An 18,994-nucleotide genomic window follows, 5' to 3' on the forward strand; every position below is an offset into this window, starting at 1 on the left:
ACCCCATGATCAAGTTCATTGCGAAAAGACTGGGCAGCGGTCTGGTGGTGTTGTTCGTCGTCTCGGTCCTCACCTTCACCCTGCTGTACACCTCCAGCGGAAGTATTGCCCAGAACATCCTGGGGGATCAGGCAACACCTGAACAGGTGGCCCTGAAGGAACAGGAACTGGGGCTCGACCAGCCTCTCTTTGTCCGTTACTTCGCCTGGTTGGGAGATGCCCTGACCGGCAACCTTGGAGCCTCTTGGTTCACGTCGGAGCCGGTGGCCAACTCGCTTGCCACCCGCATCCCGGTGACCATGACCATGGTCTTCACCGCAATGATCCTGATCGCCATCTGCGCAGCACTGATCGGTGTTGCCGCAGCCGTCAAGCGCGGCTGGGTGGACAGGGTGGTCCAGATTGGCGCGATCGTGGGGGACTCCATCCCCGGCTACGTGATCGGCGTGTTCCTGGTGACCATCCTGGCCATCCAGCTCGGCTTGTTCCCCGCCACCAGCACCATCTCCCCGGAGGTGGGACCGGAGGCCTGGGTCTACTCCATGACCCTCCCGGTCATTGCCCTGTTGATCAACGGCGTGACCGGCGGCGCGCAGCAGATCCGGTCCGCCGTGATCAAGCAGCTCGAGCGCGATTATGTCAGGACGCTGCGCAGCCGCGGCATCGGAGAGCGTGAAATCCTCTTCAAGCATGTGCTGCGCAGTGCCGCACCGGCAGGCCTCACCGTCTTGAGCCTGCAATTGATCGGCATGCTGGGTGGTGTGGTGATCATCGAGCAGATCTTCGCCCTTCCGGGCATGGGTCCGCTGGCCGTCGCCGCCACCACCCAAACCGATCTTCCCGTCGTCATGGGAGTGGTGATGTACACCGTGGTGGTGGTCATCGTCGTGAACCTCCTGGTGGACATCCTCAATGGTTGGCTCAACCCGAAAGTACGTGTCTCATGAGCGACTCCGTAGATTCAGCAGCAGTATCCGCAGACTCCATGGGCGTCGCGGCCAAGGCAGGCCAGAGCGGCACGGTGGTCCGTTCCACCGTCCTGCGCCGCCTCCTGAAAAACCCCATGGGCATCGCCTCGCTGGTGATCCTGCTGACCATCGCTGCGCTGGCCATCCTCGCCCCGGTGATAGCGCCTTTCGAAGAGAACTTCGCCAACATCTCCAAGACCTTGGCAGCCCCGGACTCAGTCAACATCCTGGGCACTGACAGTGCAGGACGCGATACGTGGAGCCGGCTGCTCTTCGGCGCCCAGCTGACCTTGTTGTCCGCGTTGCTGTGTGCCGGCGTGGCCATTGCCATCGGACTCCCGGCGGGCCTGATCGCCGGCTACTACGCGGGCAAATTCGAGGCCGTCTCCAACTGGGTAGTCAGCATCCTCATGAGCCTGCCCGGCCTGATCGTCCTCCTCACCATCCGCGCAGCGTTCGGCCCGTCGGTATGGATCTCCATGATCGCCTTCGGTGTCCTGATCAGCCCGGCCTACTTCCGGCTTACCCGCACCGCCGTGCAGTCGGTCCGGAACGAGCTCTACGTGGACGCCGCCCGGGTCTCCGGCTTGTCTGACCTGAGCATCATCGCCCGCCACATCTTCTCCGTAGTCCGCGCACCGATCATCATCCAGACCGCGGCCATCGCCGGTGTTGCCATCGCCATCCAGTCCGGACTCGAATTCCTGGGCCTGGGCGATCCCACCAAGGCAACGTGGGGCGTCATGCTCTCCGAAGGCTTCAAGAACGTCTACCTCACGCCCACCCTGCTGCTCTGGCCGGCACTGGCCATGGCACTCACCATCGGCGGACTGGTCCTGCTGGGCAACGCCATCCGTGACGCCCTGGAAGACGGCGAAAAGATCAAGCACCGTAAGAAGCGTGCGGTTGCAACAGCAGAAAGCACGACGACGGACCCCGCCAAGGTGCGGCAGTCACGGAAGTCCGTGGCCGCCGTCGACGTCGGAACCGAACACCACCTGGTCAAGGTGACCAACCTCGGCGTCGGCTATCCGCAGGCTGATGGCTCGGTCAAAAAGGTAGTGGACGACGTCTCGTTCCACGTGGACCGTGGAGAGATCCTGGGCATTGTTGGCGAGTCGGGTTCGGGCAAGTCCCAGACCGCGTTCTCCATCCTGGGCTTGCTGCCGGACAACGCCCGCATTGTGGGTGGTTCCATCCAGTTCGACGGCAACTACACAGTGGCTCCCGGCGATGACCGCGTCAACCAGGAACGGCTGTCCAAGCTGCGCGGCAAGCGGATCTCCTACATTCCGCAGGAACCCATGAGCAACTTGGACCCGGCCTTCACCATCGGCTACCAGTTGGTGACACCCATGGTCAGGGTCCTCGGAATCTCCAAGGCAGAAGCCCGCCAGCGTGCACTCAAGCTGCTCGCCGACGTCGGCATTGCCAACCCGGAGCGAACCTTCAGCGCTTACCCGCACGAGGTTTCCGGTGGCATGGCACAGCGTGTACTCATCGCCGGGGCCATCAGCTGTGAACCGGACCTGGTGATCGCTGACGAACCCACCACGGCGCTGGATGTCACGGTCCAGGCGGATGTGCTGGACCTGCTCCGCGAACTGCAGCAGCGCCTGAACATCGGCGTGATCCTGGTGACCCACAACTTCGGAGTGGTTGCCGATCTGTGCGACCGCGTGGCCGTGATGCAGAACGGGCGGCTGGTGGAAGAAGGCACCGTCCGGGAGATCCTCCGAAACCCGAAAGAGCCGTACACACAGACCCTGCTGGGGTCCATGCTCGAAGGAAAGACCCCCATGACCATGCTTGTATCGAAGCCTGGATCAGCAGCACAGTCCGGATCAGCACAGAAGGAGCCGGTGGCATGAGCACTTCCCTAAGCCAGCAGCCGGACTCATCGGATAAGTCCCCGCTCTTGAGCGTGGAAAACCTGGTGGTGGAATACCCCAGCAAGCGGTTCCGGGCCAAGCCTTTCCGGGCTCTGACGGACATCAACATCACCATCGGCCAGGGGGAGACCCTGGGCTTGGTGGGGGAGTCCGGCTCAGGCAAGACCACCCTTGGCCGCGCCGTCCTGGGCCTCGCGCCGGTCACCTCCGGAAAAGTGATCTTCGAAGGCAACGACATCAGCAACGCGTCCCGCAAGGAACGCCGTACGCTGAGCCGCGACCTCCAAGTGGTGTTCCAGGACCCTTACACTTCACTGAACCCGGCGCTGGAAATCGGCGACATCCTGGCCGAACCACTGGGCGTGCAAGGCATGGAGCCCGCAGCGGCCAAGAAGCGCGTCAAGGAATTGCTGGACCAGGTGGGGCTGCCAACTGACGCCATTCACCGCCTTCCCCGCGAGTTCAGCGGTGGCCAGCGCCAGCGCGTTGCGATTGCCCGGGCTTTGGCGCTCTCACCCAAACTCATCGTTTGCGACGAACCCGTCAGTGCATTGGACCTGTCCACCCAGGCCCGCGTGCTGGATCTCTTCCTGCAGATCCAGCAGGACACCGGCGTTTCGTACCTGTTCGTGTCCCACGACCTCGATGTGGTCCGGCACATCAGCCACCGCGTCGCCGTCATGTACCACGGTGAAATCGTGGAGCAAGGCCCCGCCGAGGTGGTCACCCGCGATCCCGAACATCCCTACACGCAACGGCTTTTGCTCGCCTCGCCAGTGCCCGATCCGGACCGCCAGGAACAACGCCGCGCAGACCGGCACCGCTTGCTCGCGAACCAACACAGCCAAACAGAACAGCAAGGTGCCGTGGCCTGAACGGCCCTGCACCCATCAAACATCCCAGGGTCCGGAAGGGCCCGGAAACCCCGGAGGAAAAAGTGGCCACAATAGGCGTCCAAGCCATGATGCTGAAGGACAGTTTTGCAGACGTCGGAGCGTTCGAAACGCTCCGCAAGGTCAGCGCGATCGGCTATAACGCCGTCGAGATTTCCCAAATCCCCATGACTCCGGAGAACGTGGGTGAACTGGACCGCTCCCGTACGGAGCTGGGCATGGACATCGCAGCGCTCTCGGTCAATATCGAAGGCCGCAAGGGCATGCCCGTGGAATCACTGGCGGACAACTTCGACAAGATCGTGGACGACGCCAAGCGCCTGGACTCTTCCTTGCTGCGCATCGGCATGCTTCCGTTCGGGGCCATGAGGTCTTTGGACTCGGTGGTTGAATTCGCCAAGCAAGCCAACGGCTACGCTGAACGCCTCCAGGAGCACGGCATCAGCCTCTATTACCACAACCATCACATTGAGTTCGCGAAGTTTGACGGCAAGTACATGCTGGACATCATCGCCGAGAACTCCCCGGCCATGGGCATGGAAATTGACGTCCACTGGGTCCAGCGCGGTGGCTTGGACCCAGTACGCACCCTCGAAAAATACGCGGGCAAGACTGCCATGGTTCACCTCAAGGACTACAGGATTGGTCAACTGCCGGAATCGTCCTTCGGGCTCCTGGAGAAGGGCGATTTCCCCGGCTTCATGGCCGAGTTCCGCAACGTGGTGCAGTTCGCCGAAGTGGGAGAGGGCAACCTGGACTTCCCGTCCATCGTTCCCGCCGCCGTGGCCGCGGGGGCCAGGTACCTCCTGGTGGAGCAGGACGAGCTCTATGGGCGGACCGTGTGGGATGCGCTCCAGACCTCATACGACAACCTGGTGGCCATGGGCCACGCCGACCTTTTCCAGAATTCAACAAGTTTCAGTTCTTAGACACGGGAGATTGCAGTCATGAGCAAGAAAGTACGCCTCGGCATCATCGGCTTGGGCCAACAGGGCGGCGCTTACGCCAAGTTCATCGCCGACGGCCTCGTGCCGAACATGGAGATCGCCGCCATCTGCGACATCGATCCCGCCAAGAAGGAGCTGGCCGCTACCCAGTACCCGGATGTCCCGTTCTTCGACGACTACATCACGATGCTGGAGAGCGGTTCCGTGGACGCGATCGTCACCTGCGTGCCGCATTTCCTGCACCCGGAGATGGGCATCGAGACACTCAAGCGCAATATCCACGCGCTCGTGGAGAAGCCCGCCGGCGTTTACACCAAGCAGGTCAAGGAGCTCAACGAGTTCGCGGCCTCCAAACCGGAGCTCTCCTTCGGCATCATGTTCAACCAGCGCAACAACCCGCTGTACAAGAAGCTCAAGGAAATCGTCGATAACGGCGAGATTGGCAGCATCCGGCGCACCAACTGGATCATCACCAACTGGTGGCGTCCCCAGGGCTACTACAACTCCAGCGAATGGCGCGCCACCTGGGGCGGCGAAGGCGGCGGCGTCCTGGTCAACCAGGCGCCGCACCAGCTGGACCTCTGGCAGTGGATCTGCGGCGTCCCCAAGTCCGTGTACTCGAAAGTGGCGTTCGGCTTCCGCCGCGATATCGCCGTCGAGGACGAGGTCACCGCGGTAGTGGATTATGGCAACGGCGCCACTGGCGTTTTCGTCACGGCCACCCATGACATTGTGGGAACGGACCGGTTCGAAATCCTTGGCGACGAAGGCAAGATCGTGGTGGAGGGCAGCAAGGTTGCCACCGTGACCCGCTTGGTCAAGCCGGAACGGGAAATCAGCGATGCGATGGGCATGGACGACGTCCGTAAGCTCTTCATGGGCCAGCTGAACCGCGACGAGTTGTACACCAGCGAGGTCATTGAGTTCGAGTCAGTGTGGGGCGGCCAGCACGCAGGTGTCCTGGAGAACTTCGCTGCCAACATCCTGGACGGGACGCCGCTGCTGGCTCCGGGGTCCGATGGCATCAACGGTGTCCGCCTGGCCAACGCCATCCACCTCTCGGCCTGGACCGGCAAGGAAGTATCACTGGACTTTGATGAGGACGAGTTCCTGCATGAGCTCAATAAGCGCATCGCGGAAGAGGGCAAGTTCCCCGAGCGTTCCTAACAAACGCGAAACGGGCCGGTTGCTGATTTATTTGGCAACCGGCCTTTTTTGTTGCCAAGCGGTCTACGATGGAGCGGTGACTGACGTGACGAGCATTGGAACAGCAACCACGCCCACCAAACGAGGCCGGGGGGAGAAGTCCTCTGCCACGATCTACGACATCGCGAAGCTGGCGGGCGTGAATCCCTCCACTGTGTCCCGCGCCCTGAGTAAGCCTGGCCGCGTTAGCGCCAAGACGCAGAAGATTATTGAGGATGCGGCAGCGGAGCTGAATTATCAGGTCAACCCCTTCGCGCGGGCCTTGCCCACCGGCCGCACCCAGACCATCGGCTTGATCGTCGCGGACATCACCAACCCCACGTTCTTCGACATCATCCGCGGCGCTGAAACCACCGGCTCAGCCCGCGATTACACGTTGGTTCTGGCTGAGTCTGCCGAGTCGCCGGAGACTGAGGTAACCGCCGCCCGGCGCCTCCTCAGCACGGTGGACGGCCTTATTTTGGCCAGCCCGCGCATGGATGACGACCACATCCGCGCCTTGGCCGCGGACAAACCCGTGGCCGTCATCAACCGCGAGATCCAAGGTGTGCCCTGCGTTGTTCCCGACGTCAACAAGGGCATCAGCGAAGCCGTGCGCAGTTTGGCCGCCAATGGCCACGAAAAGCTGGCGTACGTCGCAGGCCCCAAGCAGTCCTGGATGACGGCCCGCCGTTGGGAAGGCGTCAAAGCCGCCGCCGAATGGTCCAAGCTCAGCGCGGTGCGCCTCGAGTCGTCCAAACCAACGGTCGACGGCGGCCGGCAAGTTGCGCGCGACGTCCTGGAGAGCGGTGCCACGGCGGTCATCACCTACAACGACCTCCTGGCCATTGGCTTGATGCAGGAATTGCAGGCTGGGGGCATGCGCGTTCCGGACCAGATCAGCATTGTTGGCTTTGACGACATTTTTGGCGCCGATTTCACTACTCCCGCCCTGACCACGGTCCGCTCGCCGTTGGGAGAGTGCGGTACCCGCGCCGTGACCATCCTGCTGGACATGCTCCAAGGCCAGGACGCCCCGGGCGAAGCTGTCCGGGTGGAAACGGAGCTCGTGGTGCGCGGCTCCAGTGGACGGCTGTTGGTCCAGCCCACCTGAGGAACGCCAATGGCCGTGCTGGGCGGCCACCCAGCAACTAGTTGGCAATTTGTGGCAACCGGTTGACAAAAGTTGGACCGGACCGCCAAGATTGACCTATGTCACAGTCCATCGCAGCACACCCTGACAGGCTCCTGCCCGCAGATCCCGGGACGCGCAGCATCGCGCGGTCCTTGCTGGAGCGCGTCCAGGACCTGCCCATCATTTCCCCGCACGGCCACGTTGACGCCGCAGTCATCGAGCAGAACACGCCGTTCCCCGATCCTGCTGCGCTCCTGGTCAGCCCGGATCACTACGTCACCCGCCTGATCCACGCCAACGGAGTTCCGATGGATCAGCTGCTGGCAGGCACCGCGTCCGCCCCGGAGTCCAGGGAGATCTGGCGGACCTTTGTCCAGGCCTGGCCGCTCTTCGAAGGCACTGCCTCCGGATATTGGCTGCGCACCCAGTTCAACGATGTGTTCAAACTCGGTGCGGACCTCAGTGAGATGTCCGCAGATGCAAGTTACGACGCTATTGCTGCCAAGTTGGTGGAACCCGACTTCCGCCCGCGGCAGCTCTTCAAGGACTTCAATATCGAGGTCCTCGCCACCACGGATGATCCGCTGGACAGTTTGGCCAGCCACAAGGCACTCACCGAAGATCCGAGCTTCAATGGCCGCGTCGTGCCCACGTTCCGCCCGGACGCCTACCTGAATGTGGCCCACCCCAGCTGGAGTGCCAACGTCGATCGCCTCATCGAGACCGCGGCTGATGGCGCCACCGGCTACGCCGGCTACATCGCCGCCCTGGAAAACCGGCGTCGTTATTTCGTAGAGCATGGCGCGGTATCGGCGGACCATGGCGTCCGCACCCCGGCCACCCTCAAGCTTGATGCCGCGGAAGCAGAAACGCTCTTTGAACGTGCCCGTGCCGGGAGCGCAACTGCGGAAGACCGCGACGCCTTCGAGGCCCACATGATGTACCAAATGGCCCGGATGTCCGTGGAGGACGGCCTGGTCATGACCATCCACCCGGGTTCGTACCGGAACCACCACGGCCCTACGTTCGAGTCCTTTGGTGCCGATACCGGTCACGACATTCCGTTCGCCGTGAACTACACCGAGGCCATCCGTCCGTTGCTGCAGGATTTTGGTACGGCCAAGGACTTCCACGTGGTGCTCTTCACGCTCGACGAAACCGTCTTTTCCCGCGAACTGGCACCGCTGGCAGGTTTCTATCCGTCCGTGTACATCGGTGCCCCGTGGTGGTTCCTCGATGCGCCGGACGCCATGCTGCGCTTCCGCTCCGCCGTCACCGAAACGGCTGGCTTCTCGCGGTCCTCCGGCTTCATCGACGACACCCGCGCCTTCTGCTCCATCCCGGCACGGCACGACGCCTCCCGCAGGATCGAAGCCGCCTTCCTCGCGCGCCTCGTGGCCGAGCACCGCGTCACTGAAGACCGCGCGCACGAGCTGATTCTCGACGTCGTCGATTCCTCCCCGCGCAGGGTGTTCAAGCTGTGAACGCCGGGCTTCCGCGTCTCAACCGCGAGACCCGCCCCGCCGGCAAGGCGCCGGTCCGGATTGTCCACCTGGGCCTCGGTGCCTTCCACCGTTCGCACCAGGCCTGGTACACGCAGCACGCCGCCGACGCGGGGGAGTGGGGAATCGCCTCCTTCACCGGACGCCGACCGGACGCCGCTGATGTCCTCGCCGGACAGGACGGTTTGTTTACCGTGGTGGAGCGATCCGACGCCGGTGACTCCTTTGAGGTAGTGGGCAGCATCGTCGAAGCCGTGGATGGCGCCAACGTTGGCCGGCTGGTTGAACTGGTCGCCGCGCCGCAGACCGCCGTGGTCACCCTGACCATCACAGAGGCAGCGTACGGCCACGGTGCCGGCGACGCCCCGCTGCTGCTTTCCGGCCAAGAGCCCGCGACGCCGTTGGGCCGCTTGGTCCTGGGCCTCGCCGCGCGTAAGGATGCCGATGCCGGCCCCCTGGCCGTCGTTTCGTGCGACAACCTTTCGGACAACGGAAACGTCACCCGGGATGGCGTGCTGGGTATCGCCGGAGAATTCGACGGCGGCCTGGCCGTCTGGATCGAGGCGAACGTGAGCTTCGTGAGCACGTCAGTTGACCGGATTACACCCCGAACAACTGCGGATGACGTTGCCCTGGTGAGTGAAAAGTGCGGCTACCGGGACGACGCTCCGGTGGTCACTGAACCTTTCCGCAACTGGGTACTGAGCGGAGACTTCCCTGCAGGCCGTCCGCGGTGGGAGGACGCCGGGGCTGTCTTTGTGGATGACATCGAGCCCTATGAAAACCGCAAGCTCTGGCTTCTCAATGGTGCGCACTCCATCCTGGCCTACGCCGGGCAACTGCGTGGGCACTCGACGGTGGCCGAAGCACTTGCCGATCCCGTATGCCTGCGGGCTGTCGAAGATTTCTGGGACGAAGCGTCCAGGCACCTTGCCAATGACGACCTGGGCATTCCCGAGTACAGGGAGGCGCTTCTGCAGCGCTTTGGCAACTCCCGGATTGCACACCACTTGGCCCAGATCGCTGTGGATGCCAGCACCAAACTGCGCATGCGGGCCGTCCCTGTACTCCGCGCCGAACGCGCAGCAGGGCGAACCGGTGAAGCTGCGGCCCGGATGATCGCAGTGTGGGCCGCGTACGTGGAAACGAACGCCGGCCTGCAGGATCCCCGTGCGTCGGAGGTGGAGCATGCCAACCAGCTTTCCGGCCTTGACCGCATTGCTGCGCTGGTGTCGTTACTGGATGCCGGGCTTGCAGGGGAGCCCGCCGTCGTGGAACTGGTCCATCGGCTTGGCCAAGCATTCGCAACACAGGCGCAACCGGTTGCCATCAGTGGTAATCCAACCTAACCCTTCAACCCAGCCACATCCCGAAAGGAAAAGCTGTGAAAATCATTGCCGCTGAAGTCTTTGTGACCAGCCCGTCCCGGAACTTCGTCACCTTGCGCATCACCACGGAGGACGGTGTGACGGGCATCGGTGACGCGACCCTCAACGGCCGTGAACTCGCCGTGGCCGCGTACCTCAAGGAGCATGTTGCGCAGTTGCTGATCGGGAAGGATCCGCACCGGATCGAGGACACGTGGCAGTTCCTGTACCGCAGCTCCTACTGGCGCCGCGGGCCCGTCACCATGGCGGCCATCGCCGCCGTCGACATGGCACTGTGGGACATCAAAGGCAAGGTTGCCGGCCTGCCGGTGTACCAGCTGCTGGGAGGGGCTTCCCGCAACGGTCTGCGCGCTTACGGCCACGCATCCGGGGCTGACATTCCGTCGCTGTTCGACTCCGTTCGCGAACACTTGGAGCTGGGCTACAAGTCCATCCGCATCCAGACTGCCGTCCCCGGCATCAAGGCCGTCTATGGTGTTGCCGCCCAGGCCCAGGCCTCGGGCGAACGCTACGACTACGAGCCCGCCGGCCGCGGCAACTTCCCGTTGGAAGAAGACTGGGACACCCGCGCCTACCTGCGCCACTTGCCCACCGTTTTCGAGGCGGTGCGCAACGAGTTCGGCCCGGAAATCCCGCTGCTGCATGATGGCCACCACCGCATGACGCCCATCCAGGCCGCCAAGCTCGGCAAGGCCCTGGAACCTTACGACCTTTTTTGGTTGGAGGACTGCACCCCCGCCGAGAACCAGGAAGGGCTGCGCCTGGTCCGCCAGCACACCACCACCCCGCTGGCCATCGGCGAAATTTTCAACACCGTGTATGACTTCCAGACCCTCATCAAGGAACAGCTGATCGACTACGTCCGCGCAGCCTCCACCCACTTCGGCGGTATCTCACCGCTGAAGAAGGTCATGGACTTCGCCGCGCAGTACCAGATCAAGTCCGGCTTCCACGGCCCCACGGACATCTCCCCGGTGGGCTTCGCCGCCCAGCTGCACGTAGGCCTGGCCATCCACAACTACGGCATCCAGGAATACATGCAGCACTCTGACAAGACCAACGAGGTCTTCCAGCAGTCCATGACCTTCAAGGACGGCTACCTGCACCCGGGCGACAACCCCGGTATCGGCGTCGAATTCAATGAAGAAGCAGCCGCTGCGTTCCCGTACCAGCAGGCCTACCTGCCGTACAACCGCCTCGTGGACGGCACTGTTCATGACTGGTAAACCTGCCGGCTCTGAAGATGGGCACCGCCACCACATCGTAGTGATGGGCGTGGCCGGCTGCGGCAAGAGCACCGTGGGCGCCGCGCTCGCGGACCGTATTGGCGCTGAATTCCTCGACGGCGATTCGCTGCACCCTCAGGCGAACATCGACAAGATGGCCTCGGGTACTCCGCTGAACGACGACGACCGCGCACCATGGCTGGCCGAGATCGGCAGGCGGTTCCCGGCGTCGAACTCTGCTCTTGTCATCGCGTGCAGCGCGCTCAAGCGCTCCTACCGGAACATCATCCGCAGCGCCGATCCATCCGTGGTGTTCGTGCACCTGCACGGCACCCGTGAGTTGCTGAATGCCCGTATGACTGCCCGTCCCGGGCACTTCATGCCGGCCTCGCTGCTGGACTCGCAACTGGCTGCGTTGGAAGCGCTCGACGACGACGAGGCCGGGATCGTCGTGGACATCGCATCGCCCGTGGAGGACATCGTGAATGACGTACATGCCGCGCTGACAGGCCAGTCCGCAGCGTACGCCGGGCCGCACTTGGTGGATTTGGCAGCGGCTCCCTACAACCTGGATGACGCCGCGGTGCAGTGGGTGGAGAACACCATTGGCTCCATGACGCTGGAAGAGAAGATCGGCCAGCTGTTCATCAATCACAACAACGATTACTCCCCGGCATATCTTGACGGCGTGCTGAACTTCCACGTGGGCGGTATGCGGTACCGGCCAGGGCCCTCGTCCGCCGTGCAGGAACACATCCGTTACGCCCAGTCCAAAACCCGGATTCCGCTGTTGATCGCGTCCAATCCGGAGATGGGCGGCGCCGGCAGTTGCGACGACGGCACGTTCGTTTCCACGCACTTGCAGGCGGGCTCGCATCCGGACAGGGCCATTGCGCGGCAGATGGGCCAGGTGGCCGGCGTCGAGACTGCCGCGCTGGGCTGCAACTGGGCCTTCGCGCCGATCGTGGACATTCACTACAACTGGCGCAACACGGTCATTTCCACGCGGGCTTTCGGCAACACCCCGGAGATTGTGGTGGAGCGGGCCAAGGAATACTTCGACGGCATCAGCGAATCACCCACCGTCTGCGCCATGAAGCACTTCCCGGGGGACGGCATTGACGAACGTGATCAACACGTAGTCACGTCCTACAACACCCTTGGCTATGACGACTGGAACGCCAGCTACGGTCACGTGTACCGCGAAATGATCGGGCACGGTGTGCAGTCCATCATGGTGGGCCACATCGGCGCTCCCGAGCTGTCCCGGCATTTCCGGCCAGGCTTGTCGGACGCTGAAATTCTCCCGGCCACGCTGGCGCCTGAGTTGTTGCAGGACCTGCTTCGTGGCGAACTGGGCTTCAATGGGCTGGTCCTCACGGATGCGTCCCTCATGGTGGGGCTGACACAGGCCATGAAGCGGCGCGACCTTGTACCTGCGACCATCGCGGCCGGCTGCGACATGTTCCTGTTCTTCCGGAACCCGGAGGAGGACTTTGGGTACATGCTGGATGGCTACAAGTCCGGGGTCATCAGCGAGGGGCGTTTGCAGGATGCCCTGCGGCGGATCCTGGGCCTGAAGGCGAGCCTCGGCTTGCACCTCGCGTCGCGGGAATCCTTGGTTCCGTCGGCCGAAGCCTTGGCCGCCATCGGCAGTGAGGCCCACCGTGCCATTGCTGCGGACGTTGCTGACAAGACCGTCACGCTGGTGAAGGACACCGCCCGCAACCTGCCCATCACCCCTCGGACGCATCCGCGGATCCGCCTCTACGGCATCTCCGGTGGCGCCGACTTCACCCGCGCCGATCCCCTGGCCTACCTGGACACCGTCCGGGAAGAGCTGGAAGCCGCAGGATTTGAGGTCAGCGTCTTCAGGACCGCTGAACAGCGCGAGGCTGCGGGGGAGGCCGGCATGAACTTCATGCGGGTCCTGTCCGAGGAAGCCACGGGCGACTATGCGGAGCGGTATGACGCCGCTTTCGTCTTCGCCAATGTGAAGGGTTTCGCACAGGAGGCTTCCATTCGGATCAAGTGGTCCTCGCCCATGGCCGCCGAAATTCCTTGGTACGCCACGGAGGTTCCCACGGTGTTTGTCTCCTTGAACCAGCCGAACCACTTGATTGACGTGCCCATGGTCAAGACCGCCATCCACGCACACGCGGCAACGCGCGAGGCCATCCGGGCGACCATTCAAAAGATCCAGGGCAAGTCCGGGTTCCAGGGGACGTTCAACCAGAACGTCTTCTGCGATTCGTTCGACACCCGCCTCTGATTTCCCTGTTCCCAGCAGGGAAGAGCTCCTTGCGGCCATCACGCCAGGAGCGATCCCAGCCCGGTACCGCCCACAAAGCGGTGCCGGGCTTTTTCCTGCCCCCGGGGGGCTTGGTCCTGCCGTCCGGAACGTTGCAGGCGGGCGAAGTGGCCAATTGTGAACGCTAACAACGTTTCAAGTCAAGAGTTCCGGGGATGGTCCGGGTCTGCAATCAATTCGTGATCCACGGCACTTGACCGACGGTATTGTTAGCGTTCACAATGGCAGTCGCATCACTTTTCACCGGCATGTGCCGCCCCCAGCACACAGGCCACCCAGCTTTACCGTGCCGGACGCGCAGATGCTCCGGCTGCATCAGAGTTCGCGGCAATGCTGCCGCGGAAGGAGAGCATCGTGAGATTGAAAAAACTCCTGGGCGCCGTAGCGGTTGTCCTGACCTTGACCGTGGGAGCCACGGGCTGCGGAAGCCGTGGAGGCACTGCGGAGTCCACCAGCAGCGCGAACCCCAGCGATTCCCTGGTGGGCATTTCGATGCCTACCCAGACCTCCGAACGCTGGATCGCGGATGGCGCCAACGTGGAGAAGTCCCTGAAGGACCTCGGCTACAAGACGGACCTTCAGTTCGCCAACGACGACATTCCTACGCAGGTTTCCCAGATTGAGAACATGCTGACCAAGGGCGCGAAGGCCTTGATCATCGCGGCCATCGATGGCACCACCCTGACCGACGTCCTGGCCAAAGCCAAGGAGCAGAACGTCAAGGTCATCGCCTATGACCGGCTCATCAACGGAACACCGAACGTGGACTACTACACCACCTTCGACAACTACACCGTGGGCGTCCAGCAGGCTACCTCGCTGCTGACCGGGCTTGGCCTGGTTGACGCCAGCGGCAAGAAGGTAGAGGGCAAGGGCCCGTTCAACGTAGAGCTGTTCGCGGGAAGCCCGGACGACAACAACGCCAACTTCTTCTGGACCGGCGCCATGGACACCCTCAAGCCGTACCTGGATGCAGGCACGTTGAAGGTCCCCAGCGGCCAGACCAAGTTTGAGCAGGCAGCCATCCTGCGCTGGCAGGCACCAGTAGCCCAGAAGCGCATGGAAGACATCCTTACCTCGGCCTACAGCTCCGGCACCAAGCTGGACGGCGTTCTGTCCCCGTACGACGGCCTTTCCATCGGTATCATTTCCGCCCTGACCAGCACCGGCGGCTACTCCACCGGAAGCCTTCCCGTGGTCACCGGACAGGATGCAGAAAAGGGCTCCGTTAAGTCCATCGTCGCAGGCGAGCAGTACTCCACGATCTTCAAGGACACCCGCCAGCTCGGCGCTCAGGCCGTGAAGATGGTGGACGCTGTCCTCAAGGGCACCGAGCCGGAAACCAATGACACCAAGACCTACAACAACAAGGTCAAGGTTGTTCCGGCCTTCCTGCTGAAGTCCGTCATCATCACGAAGGACAACTTCCAGAAGGAACTCATCGACTCGGGCTACTACAAGGAATCCGACGTCAAGTAAGTAGTTCCCGGTCTGTGGTCCCGCCGCCCTGTGCTGCAGCGCGCAGTGCGGCGGGACCGCAGCCTCCCTCAGAGCCTGTCGAGTCCTCGGCCCGGCCAAGTTCCAACCAGTCAGCGGGAATTGACGATGAACGTACCCATTCTTCAAATGCGAGGAATCACCAAGACCTTCCCCGGGGTAAAAGCCCTGCAGGACGTCACCCTGGACGTCAACCGAGGTGAGGTTCATGCCATCTGTGGTGAGAACGGCGCCGGGAAGTCCACCCTCATGAAAGTGCTCTCCGGCGTTTACGCCCACAACACTTTCGACGGCGACATCCTTTTCGAGAACGAACCCTGCGAATTTTCAAGCATCACGGACAGCGAAAAGCGCGGCATCGTGATCATCCACCAGGAACTGGCCCTGAGCCCGTACCTGTCCATCGCCGAGAACATCTACCTCGGCAACGAGCTGGCCAGGAACGGCTGGGTGGACTGGCGGAAGACCAATCTGGAAGCCGCCAAGCTGCTGGCCCGGGTGGGCCTCAGTGAAAATCCGGTGACCCCCATCCAGCACATCAGTGTTGGCAAGCAGCAACTGGTGGAGATCGCCAAGGCACTGTCCAAAGAGGTCAAACTCCTCATTCTGGACGAGCCGACCGCGGCGCTGAACGATGAAGACTCAGACCACTTGCTGGACCTCATCCTTCACCTCAAGGGCCAGGGCGTCACCAGCATCATCATCAGCCACAAACTCAACGAGATCCGCAAAGTGGCAGACGCCGTCACCATCATCCGCGATGGCAAGTCCATCGAGACCCTGCGGCTGGATCAGGGCCAGATCACGCAGGAACGCATCATCCGTGGAATGGTGGGCCGCGACCTTGAAAGCCTCTATCCGGACCGGACTCCCAATATCGGCGAGGAAGTCCTCCGCATCGAGGATTGGACTGTCCAGCATCCCCAGGACCATTCCCGCATGGTGGTGAACAATGCCAGCCTGAACGTACGCAAGGGTGAAGTTGTAGGGCTGGCAGGCCTCATGGGTGCCGGTCGGACCGAGCTGGCCATGAGCGTCTTTGGCCGGACGTACGGGCGGGCAGTATCGGGCAAGGTTTACAAGTACGGGGAAGAAATCAACACTTCCACCGTTTCCGATGCCATCGAACACGGGATCGCCTACGCAACCGAGGACCGGAAGCACTACGGCCTGAACCTGATCGAGGACATCAAGCGCAACATCTCCATGGCCGCACTGAACAAGCTGGCCAAGCGCGGCTGGGTGGACGGCAACAAAGAGACCACCGTAGCCAACCACTACCGCCAGAGCATGAACATCAAAGCTCCCTCCGTTGCTGCCATCACGGGCAAGCTCTCGGGTGGAAACCAGCAAAAGGTAGTGCTGAGCAAATGGATGTTCTCAGACCCGGACGTCCTGATCCTGGACGAACCAACCCGTGGAATCGACGTCGGCGCCAAGTTTGAGATCTACACCATCATTGCCGAGCTGGCAGCCGCGGGGAAAGCAGTCATTGTGATCTCCTCTGAGCTTCCGGAGCTCCTGGGCATCTGCGACAGGATCTATACCCTGTCCGCAGGCCACATCACCGGCGAAGTCCCCATCGCCGAAGCCACCCAGGAAACCCTCATGCACTACATGACCCAAGAGAAGGAATAGCGAACATGTCCGCCCTACGAGAATCCCTTGGCTTCCTCACAAGCCGCCTCCGCCAGGTTGGCATCTTCGTCGCCCTGATCCTGATCGTCATCCTTTTCCAGGTCCTGACCGACGGCATCCTCCTGCAGCCGCAGAACGTCACCAACCTGGTGGTCCAGAACAGCTACATCCTGATCCTGGCCATCGGCATGGTGATGGTCATTATTGCCGGACACATTGACCTTTCCGTCGGGTCCATCGCAGGCTTCATCGGCGCTGTGGCCGGTGTGATGATCGTGCACTGGGGCTGGGCGTGGTGGCTCGCCATCCCGGCCTGCCTCCTGGTTGGCGCGTTGGTGGGAGCGTGGCAAGGCTACTGGATTGCCTATGTGGGCATTCCAGCCTTCATCGTCACCCTGGCCGGCATGCTCATCTTCCGTGGACTGACCCTCATCACCCTCAAGAACCAGCAGATCACCCCCTTCCCGAGCGAGCTCCGCGCACTGGGTGGCGGCTTCCTGCCGGACATCTCGGGGGGTACCTCCGTCCTGGAATGGTTGACGGTCATCCTTGGCGTCGGCGGCACGGCAGCCATCCTCTTCCAGGCATTGAAGGAACGCCGGGTACGCCGCAAGTTCAACCTGGAGAATGAGCCGATGGCCTGGTTCGCCGTCAAGAACGGCTTCATCGCAGTGCTGATGCTCATCATCACGTTCCTGCTGGCCAGCTACCGCGGAACCCCGATTGTCCTGATCGTCCTGGCTGTCCTGGTGATCGTCTACTCGGCACTGATGAACAACAGCATTTTCGGCCGCCACACGTACGCGATCGGTGGCAACCTCCACGCGGCCGAGCTTTCGGGCATCAAGACCAAGAAAGTCACCTTCCGCCTGTTCGTCAATATGGGTGTTTTGGCCGCGTTGGCCGGGCTGGTGTTCACGGCCCGCCTGAACTCGGCACAGCCTGCCGGTGGTACCGGCTTCGAACTCGACTCCATTGCTGCCGCTTTTATTGGTGGCGCAGCGGTCCAGGGCGGCATCGGCACGGTAGCCGGTGCCATGATCGGTGGCCTGATCATGGGCGTCCTGAACAACGGCATGTCCATCCTTGGCCTGGGTACCGATTACCAGCAGCTCATCAAGGGCTTGGTGCTCCTGCTCGCCGTTGGCTTCGACATCTTCAACAAGAACCGGACAGGTGCCGGTGGAGGGTCCTCCATGGGCCGTCGCTTCAAGTGGAAGACCACGCCTCCGGCAACCGAGGCGGCCCCTGCCGCCAAAGCGCAGCCCGTAGGCGTCGACGCAAAGTAGGAACCATGTCACGCGGCGAACATCCGCCTGCAGCGGGGTCCCGGGCGCAGCCCGGGGCCCCGCCGGGGCCGCCCGCCCCGCTGGACCCGCCCGCGCTGCCGGCCCGGCCTCCCGTCATGGGCGACGTCGCGAAGATGGCCGGGGTCTCGCACCAAACCGTTTCCCGTGTCCTGAACAACCATCCCAACGTCAGCGGAAAAACCAGGGAACGCGTGGAATCGGCCATCGCGCACCTTGGGTACAGGCGGAACACAGCAGCCCGCAGCCTGGTGACCCGGAGGTCCCGGACCATCGGGGTACTTGCGTGCGAAACGGGCCAGTTTGGTCCGGCGAACACGCTCCTCGGGGTGGAGCAGGCGGGCAGGGAAGCCGGGTACTTCGTCAGCATTGCGAATCTTCGCGAAGTCACCGGCGAAAGCATCAACGATGCCATTGCGCATTTCCGCAACCAGTCCGTGGACGGCATTGTCATCCTGGTTCCGCACCCCGATGTCCTGGCCGTCCTGCGTGACGTTTCAGTACCCGTGCCGATCGTTGCCGTAGGCGCTGGAGCCGGTAACCAACTGACGGGCGCCTCCCTCGACCAACGGCTGGGAGCCCGCCTTGCCGTCGACCACCTGATCGATCTGGGGCATCGCAGTATTGCCCACATCTCCGGCCCCCCGCACTGGATCGACGCTGCGGAGCGCATCAAAGGCTGGCAGGAAGCGCTCGGTGCTGCAGGGCTGGGAGCTGAGGTCCTCCTTGAAGGTGGGTGGGATGCCGCCTCGGGTTACCGTGCCGGCCTCGATCTCCTTCAGCACAGGAGCATCACCGCGGTCTTCGTCGCCAACGACCAGATGGCCGTGGGCGTCCTCCGCGCCGTCCAGGAAGCGGGACGCCATGTGCCCGGCGACATCAGCGTGGTGGGCTATGACGATCAACCGGAAGCTGAATTCTTCATGCCTCCCCTGACCTCCATCAAGCAGGACTTCGAGGAACTCGGCCGCCGCTGCATGGAGGCAGTGCTTCAACAGTTGGATGGAGAGCAGGCAAGCGGTGAACAAATGGTCAAGCCCCGCTTGGTGATCCGCTCCACCACGGCCGCCCCTGCGCCTCGCTGAACGTCACTCCTACTAAACTA

14 protein-coding genes are annotated in these 18,994 nt (G+C 62.7%); all 14 read left to right on the plus strand.

The window, feature by feature from the left end:
* Positions 1-5: 5 nt before the first annotated feature.
* The 14 genes from QEH68_RS02980 to QEH68_RS03045 all read left to right on the plus strand — a co-directional run bounded on the left by QEH68_RS02980 (position 6) and on the right by QEH68_RS03045 (position 18,974).
* On the plus strand, positions 6-947 hold the full coding sequence (locus QEH68_RS02980) for an ABC transporter permease (RefSeq protein WP_207596097.1): 942 nt from the start codon (positions 6-8) through the stop codon (positions 945-947).
* Positions 944-2,839: a dipeptide/oligopeptide/nickel ABC transporter permease/ATP-binding protein gene (locus QEH68_RS02985; protein WP_280626362.1), complete on the plus strand. Its 1,896-nt coding sequence runs from the start codon at positions 944-946 to the stop codon at positions 2,837-2,839. The genes QEH68_RS02980 and QEH68_RS02985 overlap by 4 nt, the downstream gene beginning before the upstream one ends.
* Entirely contained in the window at positions 2,836-3,735 is a 900-nt protein-coding gene (locus QEH68_RS02990) for an ATP-binding cassette domain-containing protein (RefSeq protein WP_207596099.1), read from the plus strand. Before QEH68_RS02985 ends, QEH68_RS02990 begins: the two co-directional genes overlap by 4 nt.
* Positions 3,736-3,797: 62 nt before the next feature.
* Positions 3,798-4,682 (plus strand): sugar phosphate isomerase/epimerase, encoded by an 885-nt coding sequence (locus tag QEH68_RS02995; protein ID WP_280626363.1) that lies wholly within the window; start codon positions 3,798-3,800, stop codon positions 4,680-4,682.
* Positions 4,683-4,700: 18 nt separating this feature from the next.
* Positions 4,701-5,867, plus strand: a complete 1,167-nt coding sequence (locus QEH68_RS03000) for a Gfo/Idh/MocA family oxidoreductase (protein ID WP_280626364.1) — start codon at positions 4,701-4,703, stop codon at positions 5,865-5,867.
* A gap of 76 nt (positions 5,868-5,943) precedes the next feature.
* A complete protein-coding gene (locus QEH68_RS03005) occupies positions 5,944-6,999 on the plus strand; it encodes a LacI family DNA-binding transcriptional regulator (RefSeq protein ID WP_207596101.1) in 1,056 nt (351 codons plus the stop codon).
* 98 nt (positions 7,000-7,097) lie between these two features.
* Positions 7,098-8,504 (plus strand): glucuronate isomerase, encoded by a 1,407-nt coding sequence (gene uxaC / locus QEH68_RS03010; RefSeq protein ID WP_280626365.1) that lies wholly within the window; start codon positions 7,098-7,100, stop codon positions 8,502-8,504.
* On the plus strand, positions 8,501-9,871 hold the full coding sequence (locus QEH68_RS03015; RefSeq protein WP_280626366.1) for a mannitol dehydrogenase family protein: 1,371 nt from the start codon (positions 8,501-8,503) through the stop codon (positions 9,869-9,871). The genes uxaC and QEH68_RS03015 overlap by 4 nt, the downstream gene beginning before the upstream one ends.
* A gap of 35 nt (positions 9,872-9,906) precedes the next feature.
* Positions 9,907-11,136: a D-mannonate dehydratase ManD gene (gene manD, locus QEH68_RS03020; RefSeq protein ID WP_089593517.1), complete on the plus strand. Its 1,230-nt coding sequence runs from the start codon at positions 9,907-9,909 to the stop codon at positions 11,134-11,136.
* Positions 11,126-13,408 carry a gluconokinase, GntK/IdnK-type gene (locus QEH68_RS03025; protein ID WP_280626367.1) on the plus strand — a complete coding sequence of 761 codons (2,283 nt, stop codon included), beginning with the start codon at positions 11,126-11,128 and terminating at the stop codon, positions 13,406-13,408. Before manD ends, QEH68_RS03025 begins: the two co-directional genes overlap by 11 nt.
* A gap of 393 nt (positions 13,409-13,801) precedes the next feature.
* Positions 13,802-14,926, plus strand: a complete 1,125-nt coding sequence (gene chvE / locus QEH68_RS03030; protein WP_311211442.1) for a multiple monosaccharide ABC transporter substrate-binding protein — start codon at positions 13,802-13,804, stop codon at positions 14,924-14,926.
* Positions 14,927-15,052: 126 nt separating this feature from the next.
* Positions 15,053-16,582: a multiple monosaccharide ABC transporter ATP-binding protein gene (gene mmsA, locus QEH68_RS03035; RefSeq protein WP_207596105.1), complete on the plus strand. Its 1,530-nt coding sequence runs from the start codon at positions 15,053-15,055 to the stop codon at positions 16,580-16,582.
* 5 nt (positions 16,583-16,587) lie between these two features.
* Complete coding sequence (gene mmsB, locus QEH68_RS03040) at positions 16,588-17,871, plus strand: multiple monosaccharide ABC transporter permease (RefSeq protein ID WP_207596106.1); 1,284 nt, start codon at positions 16,588-16,590, stop codon at positions 17,869-17,871.
* Positions 17,872-17,987: 116 nt separating this feature from the next.
* Entirely contained in the window at positions 17,988-18,974 is a 987-nt protein-coding gene (locus tag QEH68_RS03045; RefSeq protein WP_280627961.1) for a LacI family DNA-binding transcriptional regulator, read from the plus strand.
* Positions 18,975-18,994: the final 20 nt, after the last annotated feature.

This window comes from Paenarthrobacter sp. OM7 (assembly GCF_029873575.1).
In the GTDB taxonomy this organism is placed as follows: domain Bacteria; phylum Actinomycetota; class Actinomycetes; order Actinomycetales; family Micrococcaceae; genus Arthrobacter.